14 protein-coding genes and 1 rRNA gene are annotated in these 12,378 nt (G+C 52.5%); 9 read left to right on the top strand and 6 right to left on the bottom strand.

Annotation, left to right across the window (positions count from 1 at the left end; translation table 11 throughout):
- Positions 1 to 133 precede the first annotated feature (133 nt).
- A complete protein-coding gene (locus tag HUO07_RS17275; protein ID WP_008959936.1) occupies positions 134 to 586 on the top strand; it encodes a universal stress protein in 453 nt (150 codons plus the stop codon).
- Between the two features lie 61 nt (positions 587 to 647).
- Here HUO07_RS17275 and HUO07_RS17270 read toward each other — a convergent pair whose 3' ends face one another.
- Positions 648 to 2,564, bottom strand: coding sequence for an ATP-binding cassette domain-containing protein (locus HUO07_RS17270; protein ID WP_176304590.1), 1,917 nt, complete (start codon positions 2,562 to 2,564; stop codon positions 648 to 650).
- A gap of 99 nt (positions 2,565 to 2,663) precedes the next feature.
- On the opposite strand from HUO07_RS17270, the gene HUO07_RS17265 reads away from it, so the two are divergent.
- From HUO07_RS17265 to HUO07_RS17250, 4 genes are all read left to right on the top strand, one after another.
- Positions 2,664 to 3,548: a TatD family hydrolase gene (locus tag HUO07_RS17265; protein ID WP_422822705.1), complete on the top strand. Its 885-nt coding sequence runs from the start codon at positions 2,664 to 2,666 to the stop codon at positions 3,546 to 3,548.
- A gap of 13 nt (positions 3,549 to 3,561) precedes the next feature.
- A complete protein-coding gene (locus HUO07_RS17260) occupies positions 3,562 to 4,041 on the top strand; it encodes a hypothetical protein (protein WP_008959945.1) in 480 nt (159 codons plus the stop codon).
- A gap of 150 nt (positions 4,042 to 4,191) precedes the next feature.
- On the top strand, positions 4,192 to 5,187 hold the full coding sequence (locus HUO07_RS17255) for a DUF2795 domain-containing protein (RefSeq protein WP_176304588.1): 996 nt from the start codon (positions 4,192 to 4,194) through the stop codon (positions 5,185 to 5,187).
- On the top strand, positions 5,187 to 5,702 hold the full coding sequence (locus HUO07_RS17250) for a DUF2795 domain-containing protein (RefSeq protein ID WP_176304587.1): 516 nt from the start codon (positions 5,187 to 5,189) through the stop codon (positions 5,700 to 5,702). Before HUO07_RS17255 ends, HUO07_RS17250 begins: the two co-directional genes overlap by 1 nt.
- Before the next feature lie 123 nt (positions 5,703 to 5,825).
- Here HUO07_RS17250 and HUO07_RS17245 read toward each other — a convergent pair whose 3' ends face one another.
- The gene (locus HUO07_RS17245; RefSeq protein WP_176304586.1) at positions 5,826 to 6,401 is read right to left on the bottom strand and encodes a hemerythrin domain-containing protein; all 576 of its coding nucleotides are present in this window, start codon (positions 6,399 to 6,401) and stop codon (positions 5,826 to 5,828) included.
- A gap of 45 nt (positions 6,402 to 6,446) precedes the next feature.
- Positions 6,447 to 7,040, bottom strand: a complete 594-nt coding sequence (locus HUO07_RS17240; RefSeq protein WP_422822703.1) for an elongation factor P hydroxylase — start codon at positions 7,038 to 7,040, stop codon at positions 6,447 to 6,449.
- Positions 7,041 to 7,162: 122 nt separating this feature from the next.
- On the opposite strand from HUO07_RS17240, the gene HUO07_RS17235 reads away from it, so the two are divergent.
- The 3 genes from HUO07_RS17235 to HUO07_RS17225 all read left to right on the top strand — a co-directional run bounded on the left by HUO07_RS17235 (position 7,163) and on the right by HUO07_RS17225 (position 10,404).
- Complete coding sequence (locus HUO07_RS17235; protein ID WP_176304584.1) at positions 7,163 to 8,581, top strand: MATE family efflux transporter; 1,419 nt, start codon at positions 7,163 to 7,165, stop codon at positions 8,579 to 8,581.
- 2 nt (positions 8,582 to 8,583) lie between these two features.
- Positions 8,584 to 9,573 (top strand): DUF3080 family protein, encoded by a 990-nt coding sequence (locus tag HUO07_RS17230; protein WP_176304583.1) that lies wholly within the window; start codon positions 8,584 to 8,586, stop codon positions 9,571 to 9,573.
- 135 nt (positions 9,574 to 9,708) lie between these two features.
- On the top strand, positions 9,709 to 10,404 hold the full coding sequence (locus tag HUO07_RS17225; protein ID WP_176304582.1) for a hypothetical protein: 696 nt from the start codon (positions 9,709 to 9,711) through the stop codon (positions 10,402 to 10,404).
- Between the two features lie 94 nt (positions 10,405 to 10,498).
- Here the strand turns inward: HUO07_RS17225 and tusA are convergent, their stop codons facing one another.
- The gene (tusA, locus tag HUO07_RS17220) at positions 10,499 to 10,753 is read right to left on the bottom strand and encodes a sulfurtransferase TusA (RefSeq protein ID WP_035556892.1); all 255 of its coding nucleotides are present in this window, start codon (positions 10,751 to 10,753) and stop codon (positions 10,499 to 10,501) included.
- Positions 10,754 to 10,782: 29 nt separating this feature from the next.
- On the opposite strand from tusA, the gene HUO07_RS17215 reads away from it, so the two are divergent.
- On the top strand, positions 10,783 to 11,070 hold the full coding sequence (locus tag HUO07_RS17215) for an antibiotic biosynthesis monooxygenase family protein (RefSeq protein WP_101145289.1): 288 nt from the start codon (positions 10,783 to 10,785) through the stop codon (positions 11,068 to 11,070).
- Between the two features lie 19 nt (positions 11,071 to 11,089).
- Here the strand turns inward: HUO07_RS17215 and rlmM are convergent, their stop codons facing one another.
- Together rlmM and rrf are read right to left on the bottom strand one after the other, a co-directional pair.
- Complete coding sequence (gene rlmM / locus HUO07_RS17210; RefSeq protein ID WP_176304581.1) at positions 11,090 to 12,160, bottom strand: 23S rRNA (cytidine(2498)-2'-O)-methyltransferase RlmM; 1,071 nt, start codon at positions 12,158 to 12,160, stop codon at positions 11,090 to 11,092.
- A 141-nt stretch (positions 12,161 to 12,301) separates the two neighbouring features.
- Positions 12,302 to 12,378, bottom strand: a 5S ribosomal RNA gene (gene rrf, locus HUO07_RS22280); the annotation flags it as partial.

Here is a 12,378-nt window from a genome sequence, read left to right as displayed (position 1 = left end):
GTTTTGATACACGTCATGGTTAAAACACTGATCATTGTTAAAATAAAGCACGCCATCTAAAGTAACGGTCATTGAACAAAGAGTCTCCATTATTCTTTGTGAACTAGTGTTATCCACGCTAAGGAGATATGCCATGAGCTATCACCACATTTTAGTTGCCGTTGACTTAACCAAAGATTCCCACAAAATCCTGGAACGTGCCGTTGCGATCGCAGCACGCAACGATCAAGCCAAAATCTCCATTATGCATACCCTGGAACCGCTTGGGTTTGCCTATGGTGGTGATATACCGATGGATTTGACCAGCATCCAAGACCAGTTGGATGAACATGCCAAAAAACGCTTAGCCGAAATTGCCGCGCCGCATATTGCTGAGGCTGACCAGCATGTTGTCGTGGGTATGCCCGATACCGAAATCCACCGGTTTGCCGAAGAGCATGATGTGGACTTGATCGTAGTGGGCTCCCACGGTCGTCATGGTTTTGCGTTACTGCTAGGCTCAACCTCTACTGGCGTGCTGCACGGTGCTCAGTGCGATGTTCTTGCGGTACGCGTGGGCAAAAAAGGCGAGAAAAGCGACGAGTAAACCCTTGCTTTATATCGCTACGAAAAAGGCGCCTGTTCGGCGCCTTTTATCGTTGCTACATCTATTCCCCAGCGGCCATCGCTTCCAGCTCCATCCAACGCTCCATGGCTACTTCTAGCGCTTTCTGCACTTTCTCAAGGGACTGAAGTTTAGCCGTAACGGCTTCTGCTTCTTGCTGATAAAACGCTGGGTCACCGATCTCGCTCTCTAGCGCTTCTACTTCACTCTCAAGGCGTTCTATTTCAGCGGGCAGCGCATCTAACTCACGCTGCAAGTTGTAGGAGAGCTTAACGCTTTTCTTAGCCGGGGCAGCAGGAGCTTCGGCCACCTTTTTAGGCGTTTCTGAGGTGGGTTCAGTACGCTGACGCGCCGCCCCTTCCCAAGGCGCTGGAGGCAACTTGCCGCCCTGGCGAATCCAATCGGTATAGCCACCCACGTATTCACGCACCACGCCATCGCCTTCAAAGGCGAGCATGCTGGTTACCACGTTATCCATAAAAGTACGGTCGTGGGAAACCAGCAGCAGCGTGCCATCGAAATCGAGAAGCAGCTCTTCAAGCAACTCCAGGGTTTCCATGTCGAGGTCGTTGGTCGGCTCATCAAGTACCAGCACGTTAGCTGGCTGAGTGAACAACTTGGCAAGCAGCAGGCGGTTGGACTCACCACCAGAGAGCGCTTTCACCGGTTGGCGTACCCGCTCAGGTGTGAACAGAAAGTCCTGCAGGTAACTCATCACATGTCGATCTTTACCGCCCACGCTGACGCGATCACTGCCCTGAGCAACGTTGTCATACACGGTTTTATCCAGCTCCAGCCCGGCACGCAGCTGATCGAAATAGGCTACTTTTAGATTGGTGCCCATCTGCACCTTGCCTTCAGTGGGTTCCAGCTCGCCCAGCAGGATTTTCAATAGGGTTGTCTTGCCCGCGCCGTTACGCCCCAGGAAACCGATACGGTCGCCGCGCAGTACTTCAAGGTTAATATCACGCAGTATTACATCATCGCCAAAACGCTGAGTGACGCCTTGCAGCTCCACCACGCGCTTACCGGTGCGCTCGCCGCGATCCACCGTCAAGTTGGCATTACCCTGGCGCTCACGGCGCTGGCTGCGTTCGTTACGCATCGCTTCCAGCGCGCGCACTCGGCCTTCGTTGCGGGTACGCCGCGCTTTAACGCCCTGACGAATCCAGGCTTCTTCTTGAGCAAGTTTTTTATCGAACTCGGCGTTCTCCCGTGCTTCCACTTCAAGCTCATGCTGCTTACGGGCCTGATACTCTTCGTACTTGCCGGGGTATCGCCCTAGCTGGCCACGGTCCAGCTCCAGAATATTGGTCGCCAGCTTGGAAAGAAACGCCCTATCGTGCGTAATCAGCAGTACTGCGCCATTAAAGGCCAGCAGTTGCTCTTCCAACCAGGCAATGGTGTCTAAGTCCAAATGGTTGGTAGGCTCATCAAGCAGCAGCAGATCGGGCTCAGCAACCAGAGCGCGCGCCAGCGCTACTCGGCGGCGCCAGCCACCGGAGAGCGAGCTCATCTCAGCCTCAGGTGGCAAGCCTAAGCGCGTGAGCACCGTATCGATACGCTGGTGATATGACCAGCCATCAATGGCTTCCAGGCGCGTTTGCAGAGTCGCCATGCGATCCATATCGGGGTCAGGATCATTGATAAGATGATCGTACTCGGAGAGCAGCTCTCCGGCTTCTGGAAGCCCTTGGGCGACCATATCGAAAATGGTCAAGCCAGATGACTCGGGTAACTCCTGAGCCAACACGCCGATCTTGAGACCAGGTGCGCGCCAAATGGAGCCATCGTCGGGCAGAATATCCCCCGCTACCAGCTTCAGCAGAGTGGACTTGCCGGTGCCGTTGCGCCCGACCAGCGCCAGCCGCTCGCCTTTTTCAACCGTCAGGTCGGCGCGATTGAGTAGTACATGGGTGCCGTAGGCGAGTTGCAGCTGTTCGAGTCGTAACAGGGTCACGCGGTGTCCTCCTTAGTCGTGAGGCGCACAGTGTAACGCATGAGCGCGCTGGTAGGGGGAACGTTGATGCATTAGTCGATGCTCGCGCATACCGTTACAATGGTGCCTTTTCATATTGAATGGGAGACACCTTTGACCACTGCGTATGCCGATGATTTTTTACCCGAAGCACTACAGTTTCGGCCTAGTGCCCCTTTGGTGGATATCGGCGCTAACTTAACCCACGAAAGCTTTGGACGTGATCTTGAGGCGGTTATACAACGTGCCCTGGCAGCGCAGGTAACGAGCATGATCGTTACCGGTACCGATCTTGCCCACGCCGAGCAAGCCGTCGAGTTGGCCAAACAGTATCCTGGCCTGTACGCCACGGCGGGTGTACACCCTCATGACGCCAGCCAGTGGGATGCAGGTCTTGAGCGCGCCATGGCGGCCCTGCATGCCTTACCGGAAGTAGTGGCTGTGGGCGAGTGTGGGCTGGATTTTAATCGCAACTTCTCGACGCCCCAGGAGCAGGAGCGTGCGTTTGAAGCGCAGCTGGCGCTCGCGGTCGAAAGCGGGTTGCCGCTGTTTTTACACGAGCGCGATGCGGGCCAGCGGATGCGCGAAATTCTGCATGCATGGCGAGACGACATCAGCCACGCGGTGGTTCACTGTTTCACTGCTGACCGCGATACGCTATTTGGTTATCTCGACCTAGACTTGCATATAGGGTTAACGGGCTGGATTTGCGATGAGCGGCGCGGTCATCACCTGCGATCATTGGTGAGTGATATTCCTCTTGAACGTTTAATGGTTGAAACCGACTGCCCTTATTTGCTACCCCGTAACTTGCCTACAAAACTCAAAGGGCGCCGCCATGAACCCGCTTTGTTACCTTGGATAGTGCGCGAGATTGCTCAGTGGCACGGCATCAACGAAACTGAACTAGGCAACGCCACCACCCAAACTGCCAAGCGTTTTTTCCGTCTTCCCGCAGAATCATAATAGGAGTACTAGCGTGGCCGATTATCCTGGGTTTATTGCCATTGAAACGGGCGAAGACGATGGCTTACCGCTCGCCATTGCTTGGTCGCTGCCCGATGGCCGAGTGAAGCAAACATTAATTCAGCCGGATGATAGCTGGATAAAGGAAGACACCAATGCCCTGGGCGCCTACAGCATGGAAGAGCTGGAGAGCCTGGGGGTTAGTCCTCTGGAAGTGATTCGCGAACTTGAGAACGACCACTTCTCCGCCACGCTGTATACCAGCGACAACGGCGACGACGAAGCGGCACTGGCACGGCTGTTTGATACCTATGGGCTGGATCCTTTCGTAGAGCTAGCCCCGGCATCGGTGCTCTACCCTTCAATCACTCCTGGCGAATGGCATCGCCAGCGGCGTGAAACGTTCAGCGAGCTGGGCTTAGAGCCGATGCGTCCAGAACATGAGCTTGAGGTTATGCTCTCGATGCACCAGCGCCTTACTGAAGAGGACTAGGCATTAGCTACCAATAGCCTAGGATACGTTTGCACGAAGGAAAATCCTCTGCTAACCCATAATGAGGCTTTGTTTAGAAAGATAGCTGTAGGACACGCTTTTGAGGACTCCATCTTAACGACATAGCCATTTCTACACAGGAGGTGACAGATGAAGGATTATGTTGAAAAGGGAGATATCTATTTTTTCTATCGGCCCAAGGTCAATACACCGCGGGTCGAAAACATTGAAGACGTTCAGCGCCTTTACTTAGTGCTAGCGCCAGACGATAAAGATACCGCTCGATTATTCCTGGTGGGCAAAAAGCGCATGCCTGAGATTAGCCATGGCAAGCCATCGTCTACCGCACGAGAGTGGATGATGAACGACATGATAGGCAAGCCAACAAACATTGGCGAGGCGCTAGCGCCGCTCGAGTACGCTACCAAAACCCGTGGCGAGCAGGAACAGGGCGAAGCCATTCCCGTTGGAGAGGGGCGCTACGCTATCTTTGAGCGTCACAACAGTTCGCGTTTGGCTTATCGGCTCACCAACCCCACGAAACCCGGCAAAGCGCAGGCGGAACTGGGGATTCTTGCCGAGGCAAGTTATATCATCTCGGTGCGCAACCCCTCCCTTGATGTCCCCGGTTTTCCAGACGCTAAACCGAACTACCCCAAGCGCTTAATAGAAAAATTCGCCGACAAACGCTGGCTGGATATTGACGATAGCGGGCTGCTCGACTACGAAGATGCTCAACTTCTGCTCATCGGAGCGCATGACAACCTCGCCGAAGAGCAAATTTCCATCACCGGCAAGGCGGCCCTATTCAAGACGTTAGGGCTGAAAAAGCGCGAGTGGCCCAATGAAGCGCTGGAAGGTGGCGAGCTCACCGAGCCGCACATGCAGCCAGAAGCCAAGGAACCCGAAGGCGATCGCAGCAAAGGCGGTGAGCGCGGTGGCAAGGCAGCCACTGATTCGGCATCGGCGGCTGGCATTACCAAGGCACTCAAGGGCATCGATTTACCGAGCAGCAAGGCGGACCTGATTAAACAGGCCAAAACCAACCATGCCACAGATGACGTTATTGACGTATTAAAGGAATTTCCCAGCCGAAAGTACGCAACGATGGCAGATATCCAAAAAGCGCTGGGGGAGATACGCTGATGGCACAGTTTACTTGCGAAATATGCGGGGCTGAGTTCGAGCAAAAATCACTTTACGAGCGGCATATGCTCACTTCTCACCCAAAACAGGCGGTCTCTGCGGCTGATATTGAAAAAGCGCTGAAAGGGATTGAATTCCCGAAAACACGCAGCGAACTCGTCGATGCACTGAGTGACGATGAGCAAGAGGTGTATGACATCGTGCGGCAATTACCCGACCAGGAGTATCGCGATGCTGCCGAGGTCGCGCGTGCCTTCGGAGAATTGCGTACTCATGAAGACGTGCCCCACAACCAGCCAAGCAAGACTGGCGGCCAGCGTGCCATGCAAGCCCCATCCGCAGCTCGCTTTGCTAGCCTGTTCGATGGAATAAGCTTTCCAGCCACGCGTGAGCAGCTAATCAATCATGCCTATCGAAATGCGAGTAAGCAGGAAATACAACTGCTGAAGCAGTTTAGCGACCATCACTACCACAGCATGGCTGATATTACCCACGAGTTGAAGCAGGTAAACTAAAGCGCCACTAAGTGGCGCATTGCTCCCCCTTACCTTTTCAGGAAAATATCTAGCAAAAGTCGTCTAAAAAACTGTCTGCGGTCACCAGCATCTAAATTAAGCTTGTATAAATCCTTTGTTTATTTACTTCGTTTTCCGCCTCGTGAGCTTGTCTCTAAGCCTATCAACCATGCCTACACCTGCACCCACACTCTTGTGGAAGAGTTCTGAATGAGGAGCGCTGGGGTGCGGACGAGTCGGCGCCAGTGTTTTGGCCTGCTCTACTTTTTCACCTAGTTCAATGAGTTGGGCACCGGACATATGGGTGCGCATCTTAGGAAATTGCTGTGACTCCTCGTCGTCTGCATGGTGACTTAACAATCCTTCTAACTTTTCGAGCTGCGCCATGAAAACCGGATCGACGGCGTTACAATCTTCCAGCTGTTTCATTACTTGAACAATTTCATCGTGCTCTTGTTTGTCGTGCTCAACCTCTTCGGTTCCATTCGGTATGTATTTTTCTATTGCCGGATAAACGTACATTTCCTCGGCAACAGCATGGCGCATTACCTCAGCGATCAAGGTATCCGCCATATCTCTACGCCACTGTGGGTCATTTGAGCCTTTAATTTGGCCTGCCAGCGCCATCATTTCCTGATGATCTGTGGTTAGGGTGTCAACCACATCCTTGGCTGATCCGTTTGGATTGTGCTGAGTCATGAGATTCCCTCCTTATGATTCGTAACACCTACATAGTAGACAACTTCAACATAGTCGTGTGCATAGCAACCTATCAAGTCCTTGAGCAATAGCTGTTTCAAGCTTCTGCCCTTGTTGATAGTAAACATTCAATGCATGGCAAAAGGCTTTGGCACGTAGGGGTAAGCCTTCATCTTGGTAGCGCGCTGCCCGAACCATAACGCGCTGCTGGAAAGCTTCCCGATCCACGTCTGTATCGCCTCCCAGATTGTCCACGCTGACATGGAAATGACGGCCACACGCCTGGGTAAATAGGTACTCTAACGCTTGTGGAGCAACCTCTGCGCTTTCAAAAGCAGCTTGTTGCTCCGCGTTACGCCCGTCCGGCGAATACCAATAGCCGTAATCTTCTAATTGGCGGCGTTTTTCTCCAGCAATACACCAGTGGCTAATTTCGTGTAACGCACTGGCATAATAGCCCCGCGCAAAAATAATTTGATGATACGATGTTTCGCTATCAGCAGGCCGATAGAGGGGTTCATCGTCCCCCCGAATTAGGCGTGTTTGATAATGCTCTGCAAAAATGCCATCAAAGAGCGCGGTAATATCGGCCAGCGTCCATCGATCCTGCACGTGATTCAAATTGACCTCGTTTATCATTGCCGTTTGAGAAAGTATAACTGCCTCACAGAGGCAAACTAAATACAGATCAGCAAGGCATAGGCTTCCCTGCTAGCCTATCGCTTTTTTATAGTTTAATTCGTCGATCAGGAGCCTTCTCATTGGGCGGTTTCACTCAACAAGTTAAATCGGTGTATTGGCCAGAAACTCGCGCTCTGGTCTACTTGGCATTACCCATTTGCGGAGCTCAGCTGGCTCAAGCAGGGATGAGTGTTGTTGATGTCATGATGACAGGCCGACATGATGCAACGTCACTCGCTGCCGTCTCGGTAGGCTCCAGCCTTTGGATGCCATTGATGCTGTTTATGACGGGCACCCTGATGGGGCTCACGCCGATTGTGGCACATTTGTTGGGTGGTCAGCGCCAAACGGCTATCCGCCCAGCAGTACACCAAGCGCTCTGGGTTGCCCTGCTGCTAGGCGTTGTCGCGGCCTTACTGCTCTGGTCGGTCGTCATGCCGATATTTGAATTAATGAATGTACCCCCTGCCGTTGCCAGCCAGTCTGCCGCCTATCTGTCAGCTGTCGCCTTTGGAATGCCGGGGATCGCCCTTTTTCAGGCGCTTAGAGCGTTTTCCGATGGCATGAATCACACCCGTCCGGCGCTATGGATAAGCTTGGTCGGTTTAAGCGTGAATATTCCTGCCAACTACCTCTTGATCTACGGCGGCGATGGTTTGGTTGATTTATTTGGTGCCTGGACTCCCACTAGTTTGCAACAGCTGCCTGCCTTAGGCGCTTTTGGCTGCGGCATAGCGACGGCGCTCTCCATGTGGACGATGGCACTCGCGATGGCTTACTACACGCGCAGGGGAAGCACTTATAAAAGCGTTGCGATTTGGCAAAAACTGACACCGCCCCAATGGCTAGGCATACGTGAATTAATGGTGGTGGGCGTTCCCATTGGTGTGGCTATTTTTGTCGAAGTGACCCTGTTCACGCTCATTGCACTCTTTATTGCCAGTTTTGGTGAAGTCACGGTGGGAGCTCATCAAATAGCGCTCAGCTTCACCTCCATTCTGTTTATGCTGCCCATGTCACTGAGTATGGCGCTGACTGTACGGGTGGGTAACACGCTTGGCCAACAGCGTTTGGCCTTAGCCCGGCAGGTCGCCTGGAACGGCATTGTCATCAGCGTGATCGTCGCAATTATCAACAGCATTTTGCTGTGGTTCAGCGCGATTCCCGTTATTGAGCTTTACACCTCGAACAGTGAGATACAGTCGCTGGCACTTTCAATCATTGCCTTGGCCGTTATCTTCCAACTCTCTGACTCACTACAGGTCAATCTGGCAGGCGCTTTACGCGGCTATAAAGATACCCGCATCGTGATGGTGATAACGGTACTCTCCTACTGGATTGTAGGCTTGGGCGGCGGCCACTGGCTGGGCTCCCGCGGCATGGGTAGCATGGTTGCTCCACTTGGGGTTCATGGCTATTGGATGGGTTTGATTGCGGGTTTGAGCACTGCGGCCCTGCTACTTGCCTGGCGTTTGCAGCGTATCAGCATTAAGGGATAAACATGGCTTGGCGGGGCAATTTTTTTATAGCGCTAACCCTAAGTGCCTTACTGGCTGGCTGTGGTGATCACCCCGCTGAACAGCAGTGGCAGACCTACCATCAGCAGCTTGCGAATGACCTCGACCAAGCAGGTATTGAGCGGGCTAATCCCATGAATATTGGCGATTTCCCTGAGCGCTCTGCTCGGCTTATTGATATTCCCGAAACAAGGGATAGCATGCTGAATATTTATGCGCTACGCGAATGCCAAATTACTTCTCTTATAGCGGCGCGTAACAATCAACTCGGTCGAGTAGCACCTCCTAGCCAGCAGTGGTTATATGAGCGAACACTATGGCAACGGCTAAGCACCTGCTGGAACAGCGATGTTCCCGAACAGTTAAGCGATGAAGACCGAACGCGCCTGCAACAGCTGACGGTCACTAAAACAGCTCAGTTACCCGCCGTCAGTTGGAACGCTATTTTTGATTCCAGCGAATGGGTGAAAAGCTTTTCGCGCGCAAGCCAGCCTTTAGCTACCGTCGATGAAAACACTATTACAAGCCAGCTTGAAGCCATTGATTATCTTCAGCGAATGACGGATCACCAGTTTGACCTCGATTGGCAGCAAGACTCCTCAGCCCTCGAAAATCATTTAAAAACCCTACAAGAGCAGCCATTGACCGCCGAAGTGTTGCGCGCCCTGCTACTCGCCACTCAACGCTTAACCGAAGCGAATGCATTATTAGCTCAGCAGAAAGATGTCACACACTGCTTGAGGCGCTGGGAACCACAGTCGCTTGAACGCTTGGTAGACACTGCCCAACAGTGGCTAACAGCGATCAACCGCTTAATTGACGCGCAGCCGGTAGACAAGCCAATAGCGATTCAGCGCTATCAGGCACGCTGGCTTTCGCTGGAAAACGCCCAAGCACCCTGGGGCCAGTTTCAGCAAGCGCTCACCGAGCATCAAGCGCTACGAGCTCGCTTTCCAACTTGCTCAGATAATTAAAAAGCGTAGAACCCTTAACCTTATGAGCAACTTGTGCTATTGGTTGATAGGTAAGGTGGATAAGCAAGGATAATAATGAAGCAAGCCAAACTTGCTTCGCCAATGTCATGACCACGCAGCACAAGGAGGGACATAATGGGCGCATCCCTGTCACCCCGCTCTGCCCAGGTCATCGACCTGGAAACTGTGCGTCAGCGTCAGCAGGCGCAAAAGTGCCTAGTTCGTTTAGCTCCGGAGCTAGATGGGCTAGAGATGGTGTACCAACTCGCTGCGAGTCCCGACACTTACTACGGCATGCCTATTTTAGCCTGGGGGCTAAGAGAAGATGGTAGCGTCTTTGGCATGGTGCCGTGGATGGAAACGTTGGCGGCCTGCCATGATCTGAACAGCCAGGAGAATGGCTACTTCGTGGGTTACCGCGACCCTGAAACGGAAGAGATTTTCGACTCTCCACCGGACCATAAGTACCATGAGTTAGTCGCCGCAGCTGAATATTTTGATTATGAGGCTTCCGGAGAAGTCACTCTCATTCAGCAAATACCCGACACTCTGGGCACCCACGCGCTGTGTATGAATCACCCCAACACTCCCTGGCATATGAAGCCTGTTTACGGCTGGCGTCTCTACAGCGACGGTAGCCTTGACGCGCTCCTTGCCGACGAGAACAAAGCGGCGATGACACCGATTTTGTTAGGGGATAAGTGCCTTTACAGCGCTCACGCTCGCCATCAAACCGTTTACTTTTTCCAGCGCCATATCGCCAATCGTATATTGGAAGAAGATCCGGCAACGCTTGAGGCGCTAGCCATGATGGTCGTGGCAAGCGATTAGCCGAGTGCCTTAATGCTGTGCTGCCTAGTGAGCGAGGCCAACATCAATGATGTTGATTTGAGCCTCGCTTGTGTTTTCGCGCTATCTCTAAGGTTTATGCTAAGCGAATAAAATAGAGGTAGTTACTCTCAGACGCGGTGTCCTGCTCAAGCAGTTCGTGCCCTAAAAACTGACAAAACTTGGGCACATCTCGTGTAGTGGCGGGATCGGTGGCAATCACTTTGAGCACTTGGCCTGATGTCATATCGCGCACCTTGTTATGCATCAGCATAATCGGCTCTGGGCAGTAGAGTCCTGAGGTATCCAATACCACGTCAAAGCTGGGTAATGTACCCGTATTATCAGCCATTAATATCCTCGATGTAGGAAACAGAAAGTATGATTAAAGTTATCATCGAACGGCGAATTATGCCCGGTCTTGAAGAAGAATTTGAGCAAGCAGCGCGGGAGGCAATGCGCGTTTCTCTAGGCGTAAGGGGCTTCATCGGTGGTGAAACACTGGTAGAACTTGGTCATACCGATCGTCGACTGATGATTACCAAATGGCGTGACCTCCGCGCTTGGAAGGAGTGGCACTCCAGCGAAGCGCGGGCAATGGCCATGCAGCGTATTTTACCGCTATTAACCGAAGATGAAACTATTCGGATTTACGAGCCTGGCTATTAAGCCTGCGGTTTCACTCGCGCTAATCCTTAAGCCTTACATGCACCGTTACCTCTTCCCGATCATGATAGAGGTGACGGCATGATACATTCGCATGCACGCCCGCTTTTTCCAGCGACTCTTCCAATGCCGTTAAGCAACGCGTTACCTCATCCCAGCGCTTTTTCATAGGCAACTTGAGGTTGAAGATCGCCTCCTTGCACCATTTACGAATCAGCCAGCGTTCCACCATGGCTAACACTCGCACTGGCTTATCAACAATATCGCAGACTAGCCAATCCAAACGCTGCGGAGGCTCCCAGGTAAAACCATCTTCTTTGAGATGATCAATCTGGCCGGTCTTCATCAACTGCGATTCCATGGGACCATTATCAATGGCATAAACGTACATGCCGCGCTGAACCAGTTGCCATGTCCAGCCACCTGGGGCGGCACCTAAATCAGCTGCTTGCATATGCGGTGCTAACCGCTCATCCCACTCATCCCTAGGAATAAACTCGTGCCATGCCTCTTCCAGCTTTAGCGTTGAGCGGCTAGGCGCACGAGAGGGAAAACGCAACCGACGAATACCATTAATCAAATCGCTACGATTGCCTGGAAAGCTCATCGCTAGCTGCACTTGATCACCGTCAGTCCAGAAAATATGTAAACGTCGTGCGCCCGCGCTACGCCTTAACGCACCCCGCTTTTTCAACATACTTTCCAGCGGCTTGGTAAGCGCCTTAATCAGCCCAGCCAGTGCTTTGCCATCATTGGTATCCGGTGTTTCGTGCCAAATTTCCTCAAAGTTCCATCGACTAGCCTTTACCTGCTCCAAAATAGCGGTAAGGCGATCATCTCGTGAAAGAGTGAGAGCGGGCAACGCCGCTAAGCTTTGGCGTGCAAAAATTAGCTTTTTAAAGGCTGCTTGACGATGTAACTCATTTATCGGTTCGCCATCAAGACGCGTTAAGCTTACCCACCCTTCGCCGTAGAATTTCTCACAGGCTACGTCGTTTAATGCTGCATGATGCTGCATTTCAGCTAACGCATCATTTTCAAACCCTGGACGGCAGTAAACTAACCATGACGTAGGTACCGTTTCGCTCACCACTTCACCTCGATTTCGTCCATCACAAACGGTGATGGCTGCCTAATTCATTGGGGCGCATCATAGCATTTATCCAGCTCTATTTATTTTCTTCCACGCAAACAAAAAACCCAGCCGGGTGGCTGGGTTCTTCGTGGTATAGGTGCCTGACGATGACCTACTCTCGCATGGGGAGACCCCACACTACCATCGGCGCTAAGCGGTTTCACTGCTGAGTTCGG

The sequence above is a fragment of the Vreelandella maris genome, from assembly GCF_013371085.1.
In the GTDB taxonomy this organism is placed as follows: Bacteria; Pseudomonadota; Gammaproteobacteria; order Pseudomonadales; family Halomonadaceae; genus Vreelandella; species Vreelandella maris.
This window is presented reverse-complemented; position numbering and strand designations above follow the sequence as displayed.